General features: G+C 58.4%; 9 protein-coding genes. 3 read left to right on the plus strand and 6 right to left on the minus strand.

The window, feature by feature from the left end; all coding sequences use genetic code 11:
- Positions 1 to 480: 480 nt before the first annotated feature.
- Positions 481 to 4,194 (minus strand): cytochrome c biogenesis protein, encoded by a 3,714-nt coding sequence (gene ccsA / locus CA85_RS23150; protein WP_146393839.1) that lies wholly within the window; start codon positions 4,192 to 4,194, stop codon positions 481 to 483.
- A 135-nt stretch (positions 4,195 to 4,329) separates the two neighbouring features.
- A complete protein-coding gene (locus CA85_RS23155; protein WP_146393876.1) occupies positions 4,330 to 5,571 on the minus strand; it encodes a hypothetical protein in 1,242 nt (413 codons plus the stop codon).
- Between the two features lie 341 nt (positions 5,572 to 5,912).
- On the opposite strand from CA85_RS23155, the gene CA85_RS23160 reads away from it, so the two are divergent.
- From CA85_RS23160 to CA85_RS23170, 3 genes are all read left to right on the plus strand, one after another.
- Positions 5,913 to 9,197 carry a PVC-type heme-binding CxxCH protein gene (locus CA85_RS23160; protein WP_146393841.1) on the plus strand — a complete coding sequence of 1,095 codons (3,285 nt, stop codon included), beginning with the start codon at positions 5,913 to 5,915 and terminating at the stop codon, positions 9,195 to 9,197.
- Positions 9,198 to 9,352: 155 nt separating this feature from the next.
- On the plus strand, positions 9,353 to 9,718 hold the full coding sequence (locus CA85_RS23165) for a hypothetical protein (RefSeq protein WP_146393843.1): 366 nt from the start codon (positions 9,353 to 9,355) through the stop codon (positions 9,716 to 9,718).
- Between the two features lie 73 nt (positions 9,719 to 9,791).
- Positions 9,792 to 10,598 (plus strand): PEP-CTERM sorting domain-containing protein, encoded by an 807-nt coding sequence (locus tag CA85_RS23170; protein ID WP_146393845.1) that lies wholly within the window; start codon positions 9,792 to 9,794, stop codon positions 10,596 to 10,598.
- Between the two features lie 290 nt (positions 10,599 to 10,888).
- Here the strand turns inward: CA85_RS23170 and CA85_RS23175 are convergent, their stop codons facing one another.
- From CA85_RS23175 to CA85_RS23190, 4 genes are all read right to left on the minus strand, one after another.
- The gene (locus CA85_RS23175) at positions 10,889 to 11,824 is read right to left on the minus strand and encodes a hypothetical protein (RefSeq protein WP_146393847.1); all 936 of its coding nucleotides are present in this window, start codon (positions 11,822 to 11,824) and stop codon (positions 10,889 to 10,891) included.
- A 211-nt stretch (positions 11,825 to 12,035) separates the two neighbouring features.
- The gene (locus CA85_RS23180) at positions 12,036 to 13,262 is read right to left on the minus strand and encodes a putative glycoside hydrolase (protein WP_146393849.1); all 1,227 of its coding nucleotides are present in this window, start codon (positions 13,260 to 13,262) and stop codon (positions 12,036 to 12,038) included.
- 194 nt (positions 13,263 to 13,456) lie between these two features.
- On the minus strand, positions 13,457 to 14,746 hold the full coding sequence (locus CA85_RS23185) for a sulfatase-like hydrolase/transferase (RefSeq protein WP_315852734.1): 1,290 nt from the start codon (positions 14,744 to 14,746) through the stop codon (positions 13,457 to 13,459).
- Positions 14,747 to 14,917: 171 nt separating this feature from the next.
- On the minus strand, positions 14,918 to 18,328 hold the full coding sequence (locus CA85_RS23190) for a PVC-type heme-binding CxxCH protein (protein WP_146393851.1): 3,411 nt from the start codon (positions 18,326 to 18,328) through the stop codon (positions 14,918 to 14,920).
- Positions 18,329 to 18,393: the final 65 nt, after the last annotated feature.

The raw sequence follows: 18,393 nt of genomic DNA on the forward strand, positions 1-18,393 counted from the left end.
CGAGTTCATGCTGGTGTTGGCGCAGTTGGGCGGCTACTTGAACAAAACAGGGCAAGGACCGCCCGGTTCCACCGTAATCTGGCGTGGACTGCGGCGACTGCAGGCGTACCGCGAAGCCTATATTGCATTCGGAACGGGCTAAAAAAAGATGTGTAGGATAAAGAGGGCGTTGCCTGGGGCTTTCATAGAGCTGCCCCGTTGGGGCGTTGTCATGAGCTATCTTCAGCAATCGATAGAATGCTGCACTTGTGATTGACCTACAGGACGCGACGAGTCCCTGAGGGCACATGTATCCCGTCAGGGATTGTAGAGAATAGCCGTAGGTCAGCGCAGCGCCACTTAAGGTCATTCGTCGACGGGCGTTTCCGATGGTATTCGCTTGCGCTCGACCACCGGCTATTTTCCTCAACGCCGTCGGCGTAGTTAACCTGTCGGTTACTGACAACGTGACCACTGCGCCTTCTACTCGCAGCAGTCCGTCTACCGCCCGCTAGGTTTGGGTGTTGTCGGACCACTGCGACTCGGGATGAAAATTCCCGCGAGGATGAACGCCATCTGGATCGCGAAGAAGATCGCGAGGGCCTTCAGGATGCCTTCAGTGAACCCGTAGCTGTGCAGACCGATACCGAGTTCGTTGGTACCGAACCAGCTCCAGGCGGTGATGATATTGCCACCGATGGCGAGCACGGCAAAGCCTTTCGCTTTGACCATCCCGTCCCAGCGAGCGTGCAGCATCAACGCGTTCCAAATCACGATCAGCAGGGCGCCATTCTCCTTGGGATCCCAGCCCCAGAATCGGCCCCATGAATCGTCGGCCCATAGCCCGCCGAGGACGGTGCCCACGAAGCTGAACAGGATTCCGAAGCAGGATGCGCCGTAGATAACCCGGTACAAGTCACGCTTGGCCCGGTCGCTCGCTCCGATCCATCCGGCAATCAGATAACCGATTCCGAGCATCCCCGCGACTAGGGTCGCGACGTAGCCCAGCGCCACCGTGATCACATGGGTCGACAACCAGAACTGGGTATCGAGGACCGCTTGCAACACACCCATCGTTTCAGCTTGGCCGACGTTGAGCGTCAAGAATCCAGCGACCTGCAAGGTGATGAAGCCGACCAATGCGGCGAGCAAATTACCCGTCCCATAGCGGAAAATCCGTTCAATCACGAGCCCGAACAAGGCCGCAGCCCAGCCTACGAATACCGCAGAGGAATATAGATTGATCACCGGTGCGCGGCCGGTGATGTAGATACGGGATCCGATCACGATCGTATGCACGATGAACGCCACTGCGATCGTACCCCACACAGCCGTGTTCAACCGTGGCGAATCGATCGCCATCGCGATCAATCCGAGCACGAAGGCGACGATGTAAAGGAGGATCGCCACCGAGGTCGGATCGGCGCCGCCAAGCCATCGTTCGAGCGAAACGGCAGTGTGGTCATAGCCGATGATCGGATAGGACTGCACCGCTGCGAGATGCTCGTCGACGGCCTTGTTGAATGGCAGCGGATCGTCGTTCCCATAGGCCCGAATCATCTCACCGAATGTGAGAATGCCTGCCGGCGCATCCTCCTCATCGAGGCCACTCTTGGCCATGTCGAAGAATGCGGGAGCGAACGCCTGCCACATCGGTTGATTTACCGTCGACGCAGCCTGCTCAGCGGGCGGCGGGATCAAAGCTGGCGCGTTCATACTGGACAAACTCTCCATGCGATCCTGGAGCCGCCTCAGAGCGAAGAGATCTCGGGTCTGTTTGCTGGTCCCCTCAGGAAAGAACTCCTCTGGGATCGCTTCGGGGATCGGCAGTCGGAAGGCAGCGGCCGCGAGCGTGTACTGACGCGTTCTCAAGTCCAACTCGATCAGCTTCTTATCTTTGAAATCCTGGTCGCGTGAATCCTTCTCACCCGCCTCTTTGACGAGTTCCGTGAAGCGATTGAGTCGCTCGGGATCCTCACCAATATCATTGAGTGAGTAGAGTTTGCTCTCGACGCGATCGAGCCCGAGTTCTGAACGAACCTCTCCCGCATCGATCCGGAACATCGGCAAGCGACGGATCTCATCGCGATCGGCCGCGACTTCCATCAACCACTGCACAGCAGACATTTTCCGCGTCTCAACGCGGTCCTGGATCTGTGCCGGTGCGCTGTCGATCGGCAGTGCGTCTTTGTTCGTCATCGCCTTGAGCGTTTGCCGCGCATAGGCGTCCAGCGGCATCACACGGCCGCCGTGTTGGACCGGGATTTTGCCAGCCTCCGCGAAATCGAACGCGCCATCGCGATCGGTCGGGCGACGCAGGTTCTGCATCGCCGCAGCAGGCAGCAGGAGATAGAAGACCAAAAGGATGACAGCGGAAATCCAAAGCGCGATCGGCCATTTCGGCGAGCCATCCTTCGAGGCTGCCGTGACTGGTTCCGCTTCCGGCGGCCGTGGAGGCACGTTGCCTGAAAGTTCGTCTTCACTAAATCGCCCGAACGGATCCGGCTGCGGCGGCGTCGAAATCTGGCCCGTCTCGCGGCGACGTCGGGCAATGAAACGAGTCAACGTACCCCAGAAGTGGACCAGCATCCCCAACGCCGTGATGCTGCAGGCGACATAGGGAATCAACCAACCGGAGTTCCGTACCACCTGCAGGCCAGTCATCTCCTTGCCACCCGGCAAGGGCGAGTAACTCGATTGGTAGAATGTTTCACCGCGGTAGCGAAGTGGGTTGTTCATCCAGACCCGCTCTTTGCGATCTTCACCGGTCTCGGTGTCAACGATGCGGATGAACGATGAGTAGTCTCGCGGCGTGCTGGAGTTGCTCCAGTTGATGCGTTGGACATCGTCGAGCTGCACCCAATACGGCTTGACTTCACGGTGCATCCGCAATCCGAACTCGTAGCTGGCTCCATCGACGGTGACGGTATCGAGAGCGTCTTTGCTATTGCTTTCTGGTACCAGCATGGCCTGATCGTTGAGCAAGAACGCGACCAGGTAGATACCGAGCGACTCGTCGCTCTCGGGATCGAGCAATTCGATATAGGCGGCAGGAAGATTGGTCTCCATCTTGGCGCCACCGAATTTGTCACGGGCGACTGCAGCAACCTCCAAACCGATCCCCTCGGTCGCCGGGTTGGCATTCCCCGGATCGACTAAGCTGGAGTTCTCAAAATACTGTTCAACCCGCACCTTCAACGGCAGTTCGGGGGCTGCGATGGTGGATTGGTTCTTCGCCGCTGCGGCCAATCGAGACGCCGGGATGGCGGTGACGTTCTGCACGCCGTCCTCAGTGTGGATCAGCTGCAATTCAATCTCATCAAGATTGACAAAGGTGTTCGTCGATTGCCCCTCGATCAGGCTCAAGCGCTGTTCGGTCTGGCGGTCGCCGAAGGCGAATTGGCCCACCATGAGCAGCCCGACCCCGAGGTGCAACAGCACGTTACCACCCTGTTTGCCAAAGGCGAGTTGACAGCCTACCAACATCACGAGCCCGGCACCGAGTCCCTTGGCGAGCTGCCAGACGATTCGCAGACCTGGATCACCGATCCGGTACCCCGTTGTGATCGATGCGATGACGACGATGGCGAGCACGGCGGTAGTGACGTAGCCGAGTCTGCGAACAACAACCGATCGACTGCTCGAAGCTGCCACGCCACAGGCGACCGCCGCGATCGCAAGCGTGCCCATGATCAATGCCCACAATCGTTCATATCCGAGCCACTGAGGAGGCGTGCCCTGCAAGCCGTCATCGTTGTGACCCATGAAAACGACGATTGCGGCGATACCGATCCCGATCGCTAAAAACGCAAGGCCCGCTACCAGACGTCCGCCACTGGCCTGCACACGGAACCGGGTGATCTTGGCTGCGAGCAGATTCACCATCAACAGCAAGCCGATCAGCGCACCGCCGGGATAGGGCACGACCCCCGGAATCGGTTGATCGTGCCGATAAAACGCTTGCGGGAAGAAATCGTCGATGTGTAGCGGCGCGACCCAGGACAGGAAGTACCGCTGCTTGACCTCCTGCATGTTCATCTGGTCTTGCGCCAACGTACCGACGAGCACGAGCACGAGCGACAGGGCGAACAGCACCACAGTCAGTTTGAGTGACCCCAGTGCGACGAGTACCCCATGTGCGGAGAAGGATTCGTCACGCAGCAGTGATCGGGATTGGGCCGTGTCGGTGGCAGTCGGTGAGCTGGCAGAAGCCATGGTAGGAACCGAGGGCTAGAAGGCAGTGGGGAAAGGGTGGGGAGATCCGTCATCCGTCGCGTCGTTGATACACGCGTCGGTAACAGAGCGAGCCAACGACGATCTGGCGAGCGACGTGACGGGCTCAGGAAGTCTCTAAAACTGGAGGGATTCGAGGAAGGATTTCATCTGCGCCGATTGTTGGCGGACCGTTTCAGGAGGGCCGGTCATCTTGATAAACATCGCAAAACTATCGCTCAGCGGTACGATGGTGCCGTCGATGGCCGTGGCGTTCTCTGCGGTCGACTCAGCGTCAGTTTCCTCGCTGTCGGGAATCAAAACGAATCGCTGTGCAGGGCGGCCGCCAATTTCCATCTCTTCGGCACTATCGAAGGCGGCATCGACGTCCTCATCGGGGACGGTGGATTGGCGAGTTTGCCCGATCCAACGTTTCACATTGTCCCGCAAGTTCCCTCCGGCACTGATAACCGTCACCTCGGCCGACGTCTCCTCCGGCCCCACATTGAATGCGGCTAACCGCATCGAGCTCATTCTACCATCTCGCCATCCTTCGGGCCGGTCAAATTTCAGTTTTGAATCGGGATCCGATGCGCCGGCTGAACCCGTGTCTTGAACATCGCTGTCGCCTGACGCCGCGGCAGCCCCCGCGGGGGTGTCCTGCAGTGATTGGCTTTTGGCCGCAATCGCTTCGCGCGTCGAACGCGGCAATCCTGCGTGCGGGTCAGCGGGCATCTCGCCGTCGCCGACGGGGCCGCCGGCGAAGGGGGCGCCGCCAGCGAAGGGTGCGTTGCCCATCATCGGGGCCCCCATCATTGACGACCCGTTCTCAGGCGGACGCCCGGTGACGTCGACCCAAATTGCCGCATCGGCATCGTTCTCACCCGCGTGCTGCCAATCTAGCTCTTCGGCGCCAGACCATTTTTCTTCCGTCGGCTCGAGGCCCACCTGACCTCGCCAGCGATTGACGTTGCTCGTCACGAGCGCGTCCCATTGGTCATTACGCGACAGCGGTGAGATACTCAGGTCGAGTTGTTCGGTGGGGGTGTTGATATCGATCGACGCGAACCGCATTGACCGGCTTCCGCCCTGTTTCCAATTCGACGGCAATTCACCGATCACGGGTTGTCCGTCCTCGAACTCGATCTGTTCGACAAATTGGCGAAATTCATCAGCAGCGGTGTCGACAGCCGATTTTCGCCCCATCACCTTGAAAAACCAAGCCTGCTCCGCTTGCGGCAAGATCGCTGCGACCATCCGCGTGTCTTCCGTCGCAAGTGCCGCTGGCACCGTCGTGGGGATCTGGTAGGTGACAATGGGTGCCTCTTCGGAACAGCCCGGCAGTAGCGAGACGACCGCAACCAGGCTGGCGACCGCCAACCCCTTCCAACGAGATAAGGAAGCCGCAGCGACTGGAGTCGTATGGGTGGACAGCGCGTGCGGGGAACGGGCCGAATGGGTGGACAGAGCCGATGGCGTGGACAAGGGAGCAGCTGGAGGGTGGTGGGGAAGGAAGTGTGGGGAGGGCGTGAGGGTAAGCCGAGTGACCCTCATCCGACGGGAATCCGTCACCGCGTTAGGATAGCAAATCAGGACGTCGAACCGAACCGCTCTACCGCTTTCAACGTGTCAGACCTCCATTTTGTTCTCACGCACCGGCCGTTCGATTTAGGCTAACATGGGCAATCCCCGCCCCCTAACCGTTATCGAGGCCCCCATCGATGATCTCCCGCCTATGGTTCGCTCTGATCCTTTCGGTCCCTAATTACGGTCTACTCGCCCAGAATGGCGACGACTACAACGACAACCAATTCCCCCCCCGGCCCACGCCCGAATGGGTCGAAATGGCCGACCAGGGGGCTCAAGACCTGCGTTTAGCAGGAATTCGCACGCCCGCGGGGATCAAGGTAGAGATCGTTGCCGAGGAACCCACTGTGATCGATCCGGTGGGCATGACCTTTGCCGACGACGGCACACCCCATGTTCTGCAGTGGACCATGGCATCGCAGTCCCGACACGAGACCTACGATGTGACTTTCCAAAACGGCGAATCTGCGACGATCAACCGCATGTGGAAAAACACTCCCGACGAACTGAAAACGTTGCAGGACCGTGATCACGACGGTGTTTACGATGCGACCGAGACATTGATGGACGATTTGGAGATCCCCTCGAGCGTGCTGTTGCACGACGGATGGACCTACCTCTCGTCCCTCGGCCACGTCGTGCGCCGGAAACAATCGATCCCCGGCGGAGCATTTGATCTCGGCGAAGAGATCGTCCGGGGGCTGTGCGGTTTCCACCACCACCAAGCATCCGGGATGACGATCGGCACCGACGGATCGATGTTCATCACCTCAGGTGACGATGATAATCGCGCCGAGGGATCCGACGGGTCACGCGCCACGGTGCTGCGGACCGGCGCAATTTTTCGCTGCAATCCAGACGGTTCGGATGTCCACGCGTTCGCTCGGGGATTCCGGAATCCCTATCGTGACGTGGCGTTCGATCCCTACGGCAATATCTTCCATGTCGACAACGATCAGGAAGACGGCTCAAAGTTCCAAGGTGTGCGGCTAATGCATGTGCTCGAGGGAGCGGACTACGGTTGGCGACTGTACTCCGGCGCGGTGTGCTGCCGAACCGACTTTGTCCGTGGCGCCGTCTTTGGCGAGAAACCGGGCAAGATGCCGTCGATGCTGAAAACCGGCCGGGGAGCGCCAGCGGGTTTAATGATCTATGAAGGCACAGCGTTCCCCGACTTCGTTCGTGGGCTGCTGATCTATCCCGACGTGTATCGAAAGCTCGTCCGCGCTTTTCGAGTCGAGCGAGTTGGCTCGACGTTTGAAGTCGTTGAGGAGTTCACCCTGATGACCAGCGACGATGGGCTGTTCCGCCCCTGCCAAGCCCTGCAGGGCCCCGACGGCGCGATCTACATCGTCGATTGGCGGACCGACAGCGGCGGCGCCGGACGATTGTGGGGCGATGGCGAACACGGTCGCATCTATCGCCTTTCCTGGAGCGGCACCGATAGCGAACCTGCTATTGCGTTGCAGCCCCGAGATTCCTGGAGCAAACTGAACCAGGCCAGTGACGAGCAGCTATGGGAGACCCTAGACGGACCGGACCTGCCGATTCGCAAACGTGCCATCGATGAACTCGACCGCCGCTGTGATGGTGACCCCAGCCGGTTTGCCGACTATGCGAGAGACCAATCCCATACGGTACCCGGGCGGATCGCGGCCCTCGGTGGCGCCTGCCGACAATTCGGCGCGGACTCTCTCGAACTGATGGTGGAGATGCTGGCCGACGACTCACCCGAAATCCGCCGCACCGCTGCCAACGCGATCAGTTGGCATGCCGGCCCGGACCAGGTTCCCGCCACGCAAATCACAGGACTGCTCGACCTTTTGGAAGATCCCAATCCCGCCGCCCAACGCGCCATCGCGATGATGGTGGGACAGCTGGCTGGGAACCTGCCTCCTGAATCGACGCTTCGTCGGGATGTCGCCGCTCGTTTATTCCAAACCATGCTATCGGTCGAGCGCACCGATGTTTACCTGTTCGATGGTTTTGTCCGCGGGATCGAGCGGATCCAGCCGGAGGGCCCTGCCTACTTCACCAATCGGCTGACCGACTCGGGATCGGAGAGTTCCTCAACGGCTGAGTCCGATCGCGCGCGGGAGATCGCTGTGGTTGGATTGGAATCGATGCGAACGCGTTCTGCCGCAGCCGCGATCGACGCCTTGTTGGCTCGTGACACCTCAGCTCTGACGGACGATCAACTCGCCCGCGTCATCGCAACCTACCGGCAGATATTGGTCGAGCCCCCTGTTGATGCTACCGCCCTCGCTGACTGGCTCGCCTCTCATCCCGACGCGGACGTGAACGTACGGATTACCGCATTTGAGACCATCGGTTTGCTCGGCGGAGCGGACGAGCAACAGCTTGCCGAAACCGCTTTGAGTTTATTGAGCGTCGACGATGAACAGGCCCGCACCCGTGTGATTGCGGCCATCGGTGACGCTGGGATTGTCAGCGCCACGGCACCCTTGGTCGCCGCCCTCGCGGAAGCCGATCGCAGCGATGCCGAGCGTCAAGAAATTGTCTCCTCGCTGGCCCAACTTCGCAGTCAACCGTTGCCCTTCACCGGGCTTCCCAGTCCACCTGGAGTTGAGACCGTACTCGATGAACTCGCGGCGATCGCGATCCGCGCCGATGCCGAGCCCGTCCGCGGCGAAGTGCTCGCGTTGTTGGCCCAAGTCGACTTCGGGAAAGCCAAACCAGTAGCCTACGCTTTGCTCGACGGTCACGGCGAAGCCGCGACCGCCAACGCGATCACCGTGCTCGGCGCCAATCCCGATGACGCCAAGCGGCTCGGCGAGGAATTCCTCGCAGGCAAGATCGACCGTGGCTTCCAGGCGCAGGTTGTCGAGGTATTGCTCCGGCACGGGGGAAAGGATGGCAATGAATCCATCGAGAAACTACGCCAGCAGATTCTCAAGGGTGGATTGCTCGTGTCGCTGCAACCGAGCGATGTCCGGCGAGTCGAAGAGCTCGTGCAAACGACCGGCGATCCGAGCAACGGACGAACAATCTATTTCGATACCCAGCGAGGCCAATGCAGCAACTGTCATCAACTCGAAGGCAAGGGCGGTAGCGTGGGCCCGGACCTCTCTAAAATCTACGAGACACACACGGTCGCCAAGATTATCGAGTCGATTGCCGATCCTTCCAAGGAGATCAAGGAAGGCTTCGATACCTGGAACCTGCTCACGCTCGACGGCGCCGTCTACTCGGGATTGAAGATGAGCGAGTCGGAAGAGGAGGTCGTCCTGCGTGATCCCAGCGGCAAGGACATTCGTGTTCCGGTCTCTGAAATCGAATCACTTAGTGAATCCAAACACTCGCTCATGCCCGAGGGAGTGGTCTCGCTGCTTGATTACCAAGAGTTCCTCGACCTGATCGCATTCCTGAGGAGCCGAGAAGCTCAAGAAGCTCAATAGCAATCAAGCCGTCGCCCCTTGTTCGCATGGATGTTCGTCCGCGTAGCACAGATGCAATTCGCTGGCGGGCTCGCGTCAGTCTTCATCAGCCCCCCTATGATGGCATTTGGGGCTGATGGTTGCACACTCGTCAGGGGGGCGATAAGATAGCCCGCATGTCCCGCCTTGCCCTTCTCGCCTTGTTTGTTCTCTCGTTGCAGCTCATTAGCTCGACGGTTGATGCGGGCGTATTGGCGACTGCGGACTCGGTGCCCGCCGTTTCGGCACCCGCAGCAATCGGTATGGCAATCCCGTCGCCCAATCAAACCGATCCCGACGAATCGACACCTGTGCTGTGCTTCGGCAAAGCGTCAGGGTTGATCGGTCACTCAAGCGTGAGTTCCTCGAATTCACGCGTTGTCGCGGTACCGTGCGATGTCATCTCCATGAGCGTTTCTGCTAGCCCCTGCGCGCGAATCGCTTTGCAGAACAGTGTGCTGCCCAGTTCTCCGCTACTCGACGATCTATTGAAACCTTCGTAGTCACCACACCCGCTTCCAATTCAACGATGTACTGTGGTTTTTACTTTTTTCAATTTTCGTGGAGAGCTTTTAAATGCTTTGCTTTACAAAAACATATCTTTCTTGCCTGCTGCGCCCAGAACGCGTGGCGGTGTTATTCGCTGCCACTGTGCTGGCGACACCTTCGACTGATGCTGGCACCCTGATCTACGACCAAGAAGTCACCGAAAATGTGATCGTGGGTTCCGGTATCGGAAACGGCGGATTTACTGTCGATCGCGATAATGGGGTCGAACTGGGATTGCGCGGCAAGGTGCGGTACAACGCCAGTGGCGACCCTGAAAACACCTTTAATAGCAACGGAGATGGAACGTACACGTTCCAAGCTGGCGGTTATGGTTCATCGACGCGAGCCAAGTGGAACTTTGACTGGTCCATTAACTCGGATATGGCGGGAACTAGTGGCGTCAAGCTTGATGACTTGACTTACTTGCTTGAGATGGATTTCGATCCAGCATCGACGACCAACTTCTTGTCGTTTGATCCAATCAATGTATCCTTCGCTGACCATGGGATTGGTGACAACCTTACGGGCAAAAGCAACGGAGACAAAGCGACCGATGCGACCAGCTATTCTCAGTTGATCGGCACTAAAAATCTTGCCCAAAACTCTTGGAATCTCGATTTCTTCGATGATCCGACGCATCCATTCAATGCAAATGTTCCTGGGACATTTGATATCAGGTTGACGGCATTTGATGGGACTACCCAAGTTGCGCAAGCCGCAATCCAGATCAATACGGTTCCGGAACCAGCGTCGATCCTGGCGTTTGTCGGTATCGGCGTGTGTGCGGTCGCGACGCAGCGGCGACGCAAGAGTCGGCGGGTCACGCAAGCCTAAAGCTCGTTTTCGCTAACTGAAGTACACGTCGCGGTAGCCTCTCGATTCGTTTCGGGGGGCTACCGTTTTTTCATGACTCTCCGCATCAATTCTGTATCGATTCTGCTAGTCCGTACTCAGTGGGCAGAACGCTGACGCGAAAACGCGAGGCCTTCCCTCTGGTGTAATGCGTCGTACACGGGAGTTCGCACCCGGTGTGCAGTATCCCCAGTGAACGACGGTCCTGGGCCGTGCGAGCAGCGGACTGGTGACGTGCCGCCCTCTCATAGCGCAGTATCATCGAAACTTCCTCACTTCATGATGGGGCCGTCTAGTCGGTCTCCGTTGGTGGAGAGGATTTGAAAGTGGTGGATGCCGACTTGTCTATCGTCGCGATACGTCCACACCACCTCTTTGTCGCGGGTCACCTCCAATAGTTTGGGAGCTTGACGGTCGGATCGACCGGCCGCGTAGCTGGTGATGACGATGTTTCCGCCTGGGAGCATTTGGGCACCACATGGGTCTTGCAACCAATCACCGGGAAGATCTTCATTGGTCAGCGTCCAGACGATTTCTCCTTGGTCGTCAAAGTCGACGACGCGGTTCCCGTGAGTGCAACAGACAAGCGTGTGGCCGTCTCCGTGGCGGATAGCCGTGAAGGGCCATGTGTGAATCTTCTGCTCGGGATCACCCGGCAGGGTTGTCTCCAGCTTATCCAGCACCTTCCCTTGACTTGAATAATGAAACACCGCGAAATCCAAGAGGTGCGGTGCGAGGTAGGTTCCGTCGGCAAGTTTCCGCGTCATCCTGGTCTGCATGTGATGATTCTGTGTCTGGCACGCCAACGGAAATTCTGTTCGCACCTCGCCGGCGGCAGTGATTTCGAGAAGTCTCGGGGCATCGCCCGCCTCGGTGATCACGAACGTCCCCTCGGCTGTGGGCTGGGCACTGTTGACCTCGCTTTGAGTGCCCTTCCAGATCAGTTTTTCCTGACCGTCGGGGGCAATGCTGATGACTGCCCCACCCCGGTATTTCTTCGACTTACTGAGCGTTAGCACGATGGTGCCGTCGTCAAGTACGTAGCCATCACGCGTGGCTGCAGGGTAGGTCCAACTCGGTTCCCCATCGGGTTCCATGATATACGTCTTCTGACCGCAGGCGAGAAAACGGTGGGTGGTATCCTGGGCACCTATTGACCCCGCAAAGATGCTGAGGGCGAGTACTGAGAGTAGCAATTGAATTCTCATCGGATCTCTATCTGTTTGAGTGTCGGTTGTTGGTTCCGCGCGTAAACTGAACGTTGTTGCCGCCAGCAGTGCAAAGGACGACGGCAAAGGACGACGTAGGTCACCCCACATGTGCTTGTTGCACACTGAAGCGACGTTTTGAAACTAGCAGAACGCGGCATTGATAGCCGTTCCCTGTCGGTTTCTCCGACAGGAAATCAAGCCGAGCAGATCATTCCTGCCAATCAATCGTGCCTGTCTCATTTTCGATGTCGAGGTGGACGGACGCGTGTGCAAACTCGCGGGTGTATGTGTAGCCGACACGAACAGCCGGCCCCTTCGGAGCACCCAGGCGACGATCATATTCGGGCGGATGGGTCAGCCAGGTCTTGCTGGACTTGGCATCGTAGCTGTCCTTTAAATCGAAGTAGCTGTACTTTTCGGCACAGACGAGAAACATCGCCAGCTGGTAGTCGAAACGGCTCTGAGCGTCTCCACGCCGCGTCGGCCTTCCTCTTTCTCTCGCTCCAGATCGCGGTGTCTCATCGGCGTCTTGCTGGTTGCTACCCAGCCCACAGGTGAACGCGATGATCGCTCCATCTTGGGCGGCTTGCTGAAACGCTTCCATTCCCTTGGCCACGTAGTCTTTTCTCGACATCCCCACGGCACCCTCAAATCCTTCGATATAGGAACCGTCCAACGTCTCCATGTAGCTGAGCCCCGAATCGGGAAACCGTGCTCTCAACACGTTGGCGATCATGAGCTGGTTTGGACCGAGCATCTGCCGTGTGTCCTCGATTAAGGTCACGTACCCAGCCAGCTCGGCAGCCTTTTTCTGCTCACCGATCTCTCGTTTCAAATAGGCTGGCTCCAAGACCTTGACCACACCGTCGAGAAAGATGCCGTCAATTGCCGGGTCACTGCAGACGTCATCGGCCGCGTCGATCCACTGCTCGCGCAATGTCTTGTTCGACAGGTCGTAGGCTGGCAGACGGTTGCGGATGAGTTTTTCATCGCCATCGCGGCCGACCAGGAAGCCGCCGGGGATGTCTTCCAATGATTGATTGGCTGCATAGCCACCGTAGTGCACGATGACATTCCGGTAGTACAGAATCTTCGTATCCGGGTTGATTGCCTTGACGGCGCGAGCAGCCTTTAGGGTACCCGCCTCCGTTGACCCAGAATCTCGGTTGCCTGTGGACTTCTCAAACGTGATCAACGGAAACGTTGACAGGTACTGAATCTCTTCATCGGTGAAGGCGGTGTCCTTGCGGATGTGCACATACAGGGGCACGCGACCCCAAGCGAAATCCGGCATCCGCACCGCATCCGCCGCAGGCTCGGACGCTTCCCTATTGATGGTCGTGCTGGGCGACTGCGTATCAGGCGTGCCGGCGTGAGTTGCCGCGCCGATGCAGCAGGCCAGCGTCAACAACACTGCAGTCACTAAATCATTCATTCTCAATTTCCTGGAATGGCTTTCGGTAATATCTGTCTGACCGCAATGGTGCTTCTCCGGATATCGGCATGCCTCGCCCTACGACTGGTGCACCGGTGAAACTTACCCTTGGCATCCGGATCGGCGACGGGGGACGTGCCATATCTTTGTCATCGTGATCGAATCTCAGGACACTCGGTTACTTCCGTGCACGACTAGTAACTCAGTCTCCCACCTCTTTTCGGTTTCTGCGTTTCGCTTTCCCACCATTCATGGGGGCCTTCGGCTTGGATGTCGGCCCAGAGATCGAGGAGGATGTTTTTCATTTCCTCTGTCTTTTCTGGCATCTTGGCAGCGAGGTCAGTTGTTTCCTGCCAGTCCTTTTCAACCTCGAACAGCTGGAATTTGGTCAGCGTCTCGTCACCGACGATTTTCCAGTCCCCGATGCGCATGGCGACCCGTTCGTTCGGCGCCGAGACGTGAGTTCGCCAGAACATGGGGATCTCGCGATCGACCTGCTTTCCCGACAACGCGGGGATCATGCTGACACCGTCGATCGTCCGGTCGCTAGGCAGCGGAATTCCCGTAATGTCGAGCACCGTCGCGAACACATCGGTGCCGATCACCGGCACATCACTGGTGCTGCCCGGCTCGATATGCCCCGGCCAGCGGGCCAAGCCAGGCACACGGATGCCGCCCTCATAGTCACTGCGTTTGTTTCCACGCAAACCGCCACTGGTGCCACCGAAGGCTGGAACAGGGCCATTGTCGGACGTGAAGAACAACCATGTGTTTTCGCGAAGACCTTGCTCATCCAAGGCATCCATCACCATCCCCAACGCATGGTCGAGTTGGGTGATGTTGCCCATGTACTTGCTGTTTTCGTGTCCCTTGTAAAGAGACTGAAAACGTGAATCGGTGGCAATCGGGGAATGGGGTTCATGAAACCAAACGGTCATGGCAAACGGCTTTGCTGAATCATGGTGATTCTCTAGCCAATCAACGGCCTCGCCTGCCACAAGCTGCGCGGAATAGCCCTTTAACTTGCCCACGGGCTCGCCGTTGCGCACGAAGTTGTCTGGGTTCTGATGGCTGGGGCTGGCGTTGTTATGAGTCGCCATCCAATAGTCGTAGCCGTGATCGCCAGGTTGAGGATAGCCCGGCTCGCCGAACTGCTGCCTCGAGAGCAAGTGCCACTTGCCCACGTGACAGGTTTCATAGCCAATTTCCTTGAGCAACTCGGGAAAGGTAATCTCACTAGCCCGCAGATGGGCCTCATGGTTTCCTGACAGATGGCGATAGACGCCGTTGCGGTACGGTGTCCGCCCCGTCAAAATCGCCGAGCGTGACGGTGAACAGACACCGCAGGCGGAATAACATTGGGTCAACTTCACGCCCTCTGACGCGAGTCGATCCATATTGGGTGTCTTGATCAGTTCATGGCCATAGGTTCCCGAATCTCCCCAGCCCATGTCATCAGCTACCACGACGACGACATTTGGCATCGACGGACTCTCTCCAAGCGGTGCAGCCTGTCCGGGCTTTGCGCATGCGCCACTCAAAGCGGTCATCCCCACCGCATAGAGACTCATCATCAGCTTGTTCATTATCCCAGTTCCTGTGTCATGCCAATCTAAAAACTTGTCCGAAAAACCAAGAGCCGGTTTGGCGTTTCCTCAGATCCCACCCTCGGGTTGGAACTTGGCGACGCCGTCTTTGGCTTGCAGTTCGACACGCAGTCCGCGTTGCCGTCGTTGAGCAGAGAAGCCAAATGTCAGCGTGCGGCGTCCTTTCTCCAATTGCATCGGAGCGGTGAGGTTTTCAACCCTCTCCCCGTCAAGCCAAAGCGTCAGGCCGGTGGCCGAATTCAGTTCGAGGCCAGCCAACCCGCTGGCCAGAACGTTGACGAAGCCGCGAGCAAACACCATCTCACCGTCTGGGAAATCTGCCACCGGCAGCTCTCCGCTGACCTTACTGTAGGCAGGCCGCCAGTCCGCGTCGTCACCGGGCAGGCCGCCGCTCTCGGAGCCTGCAATCACACGCCACTTGCGAATGACGGGGCTTTCGTCGTTCTTGTACTCTCCCGGTTTGCCTAACGCGGAGACGAATCGGACGAGGTCCAAAAACTCTTTTCGGTCACCCAATTGGTCTGCTAAACCCGCGGGCATGATTGATTTAGCCGGAAACTCATCTTCGATGTCTTCGACGTCAATCCGGATTTCTTTTCCGAGCTGGGACGAGTCGATGAGCACCACTTCGTTCTCGTTTCGGAACGCAACAATACCCGTTAGGATTCTGCCGCTGGCAAGAAGAAACTTTCGCGTTTCGTAATGTTCTGCGATCGCAGCATCTGGCTCAAGGATCGATTGAACGAGATACTTGGTCTTGGCGGCCGCTCCCACCGCGACCAGATTCGGACCGATAATAGGACCGGCCGCGCCGATGGCATGACAACTCATGCAGGAGACGTTCTCGCGACGGTAGATCCGTTCACCCCGGTGAGGGTCTCCGTATTCTTCCACATCGGCGCTGAGGGCGTCGATGTTTTCTGTTAGCAAAGAGGCACTCAGAGAATCCGATGTGCTTGTGGGGCTGAACAACTCGACGAGACCTGCGGGCAGCATCCCAGTGTCGCGATGGTATCTGTTGACGCTCGCCACAATCGCTGGATGGAGCGTCACTTGTCGAAGCTCGTCGCTGAGCAAAGTTTCGCCCTCGCGATACTGCAACAGCGACTTCACAAGAAGAATCGGGTCGGCACCGGCTGGATCCTCGCTGAGCAACCGGGCGGCCGCCTGCACACCTCGCTCCCGATTGGCTCGGGCGAGCCCCGCCGTGGCAGCGTATCGAGACGCCTGGTCACCGCTCGCAGCCAGCTCAGCGAGTGGTTCTTCGTAACGCGTCGCGTTAGTCGCAGCTAGCGCCTCCGCCAAAACGTGTTTCACCCTCGGGCTGAGCGAATCCGCCTCCAGGTCGTCGACGTCGTCGGAACCGGCTAGCCCCCAGGCGCCGAGATTCCTCGCAGCGAGCACCGCGATTGATTCGTTTGAGTGATGGACCAACCGCCGCAGCCCTCTCATCTGACGCTTCAGAGACCGCGGCGCATCGGCATTTGCCAGCTGCGAAAGCGCCTCGAGCATCGCGATTGTGGCGGCCGGCGAAGCGAGTCCCTTGCCATTGCGAAGGGCTGCCACAATCATCCGCACTTCGGTGTCGGTACCGATCGCCACCAATTGCTCCTGAATTGCCGCAATCTGTTGTTCCGAGGGGGATTTGTCTTGCAAAAATTCAGACAGCGATCGTTCCAAACCGATTCCCGCTGCCTGTTCGACGAAGGCACGATGCGAGCGTTCGGCAAACTGCAATGTCCCGGCCTGCAGAGCCGGACGCCAATACGGCTCCAGTGCCTCGGTCGTCTGAATCAGGGCCTGATCGATTGCATCGTCGCGCGGATGATCGAGAGAGTGCAACGCCGCGGCGAACGCATCAGCTCGCGGAATGAAGCCCGCCGACAGCACCGCTTCCATCCGCGTCCGTGGAAAGGCATCGGCTGCCGCGCGAGCAACCCATGCGACTGGCTCGGATAGTCCTGCGTGCCAATACCGGATGATCCGTGCCCCTGCACTGCGGGCATGACCATCCTCAGCCGTCAGCACACGTTCTAAAACACTCTCGCTGACGCGTTCCACATTTTGGCACGTCCACATGGCTTCGACGAGGTGATGACCATAGTCCGTTTCCGCGGGATCCAGCGACTCGACCCAGCTCTCGACTGCGGCCAGGACCTGGTCACCGTCGCGTTCGCTGAGTTCCTTTCGAGCCTGGTGACGCGTCCAAGCTTCCGGGCTGCTGAGTTGCTCAACGAGCGACTCGGTCGAGAGGTCGACGAGGGCTGGCTTTTCAACGAGTGGCCGCTGCTTGTGGGTGATCCGCCAGATACGGCCATGGTCGTGATCGCGGCGAGGGTCACGAAAGTCATGTTGAGCATGATTGATGATCGAGTTGTACCAATCCGCCACATAGACGGCTCCATCGGGCCCCATCTTCACGTCGACCGGGCGAAAGTTGGGATGCCGCGAACTGATCAATGGCTCCCGCACCTTGGCAGCGAATCCGGCACCGTCTTCGATCAATTCATACCGAACGACCGTGCGGCTCTTGAACCGACCGGTCAGCAGCTGTCCGCGGATGTCGTCTGCCACGTGAGTGCCCGTCGCCAGATCGCCGCCACACTGTTTCTCAGTACTGATGAGCGGTTCGATCCGGACCGCGTCGTCACTGTTCCCGGTCGCCGGCGAGAGGTACAGGATGCGAGGATTGTTCACCATGAAGGACTGCCCCCAGCGATCGAACACGTGCCCCCAGGGATTCCCGCCGGTCCCTCGACAGAACATTCGCAGTTCCTGCGTGCGAGGATTGAACTGGTACACCCCGCCATTGAAGTTCCGCAGGACGCCGTACTGCGTCTCGACCTGAGCGTGCAGAAAAATGCCCTCCTGAAAGTACAGCCAACCGCCCGGGCCACGACGCCAAGCGCTAATGGAATGATGACTATCCTCGATCCCGAAACCGGTCAGCACCAGTTCCTTGACATCGGCCACATCGTCACCATCGGTGTCCTTTAAGAAAAAGATGTCGGGGGACTGCGCGACGTAACAGCCACCGTTAGCCAGTTCGATGCCGGTGGGCAAGTAGAGGCCGTCGGCGAACACCGTCGACTTGTCCGCGACGCCGTCGTCGTCGGTATCTTCAAGAATGATAATTTTATCATTGGCAATCTCGCCCGGTTTGAGCTGAGGATAAGCCCACGAGCAAGCAACCCATAGCCGTCCTCTCGAATCCCAATGCATGTGGACGGGATTGGCCAGCATCGGATCGGCGGCAAACAGGTTGACCTCGTAACCCGGCAGCAGGTCGAAGTTCGCCAACTGCGAAGCTGGGTCGTGATTGTTCATCAACTCCAGGTCCGCACCTTTTAGATTGGCTTTCTTAATGCCTTGTTGATCCTGGGCGGCGACCGACTGCATGATTGCCAACCCGAGGAACAGCGAGCCGATCCGAGTCCATGCTGTAAGTGTCTTTGTCATGAGCTTGTCGTTGGTTGACGGGGAGCTAAGTGGCGGGGTGAATACGGGGGGGATGTTGATGTGAA

This window comes from Allorhodopirellula solitaria (assembly GCF_007859855.1).
Taxonomy (GTDB): Bacteria; Planctomycetota; Planctomycetia; order Pirellulales; family Pirellulaceae; genus Rhodopirellula; species Rhodopirellula solitaria.

What these genes read in the sequence shown, in the direction of transcription:
- CA85_RS23185 (WP_315852734.1), bottom strand. Translation starts at nt 14,746, where the DNA reads ATGCCAAATGTCGTCGTCGTGGTAGCTGATGACATGGGCTGGGGAGAT.
- ccsA (WP_146393839.1), bottom strand. Translation starts at nt 4,194, where the DNA reads ATGGCTTCTGCCAGCTCACCGACTGCCACCGACACGGCCCAATCCCGA.
- CA85_RS23175 (WP_146393847.1), bottom strand. Translation starts at nt 11,824, where the DNA reads ATGAGAATTCAATTGCTACTCTCAGTACTCGCCCTCAGCATCTTTGCG.
- CA85_RS23170 (WP_146393845.1), top strand. Translation starts at nt 9,792, where the DNA reads ATGCTTTGCTTTACAAAAACATATCTTTCTTGCCTGCTGCGCCCAGAA.
- CA85_RS23190 (WP_146393851.1), bottom strand. Translation starts at nt 18,328, where the DNA reads ATGACAAAGACACTTACAGCATGGACTCGGATCGGCTCGCTGTTCCTC.
- CA85_RS23180 (WP_146393849.1), bottom strand. Translation starts at nt 13,262, where the DNA reads ATGAATGATTTAGTGACTGCAGTGTTGTTGACGCTGGCCTGCTGCATC.
- CA85_RS23160 (WP_146393841.1), top strand. Translation starts at nt 5,913, where the DNA reads ATGATCTCCCGCCTATGGTTCGCTCTGATCCTTTCGGTCCCTAATTAC.
- CA85_RS23165 (WP_146393843.1), top strand. Translation starts at nt 9,353, where the DNA reads ATGTCCCGCCTTGCCCTTCTCGCCTTGTTTGTTCTCTCGTTGCAGCTC.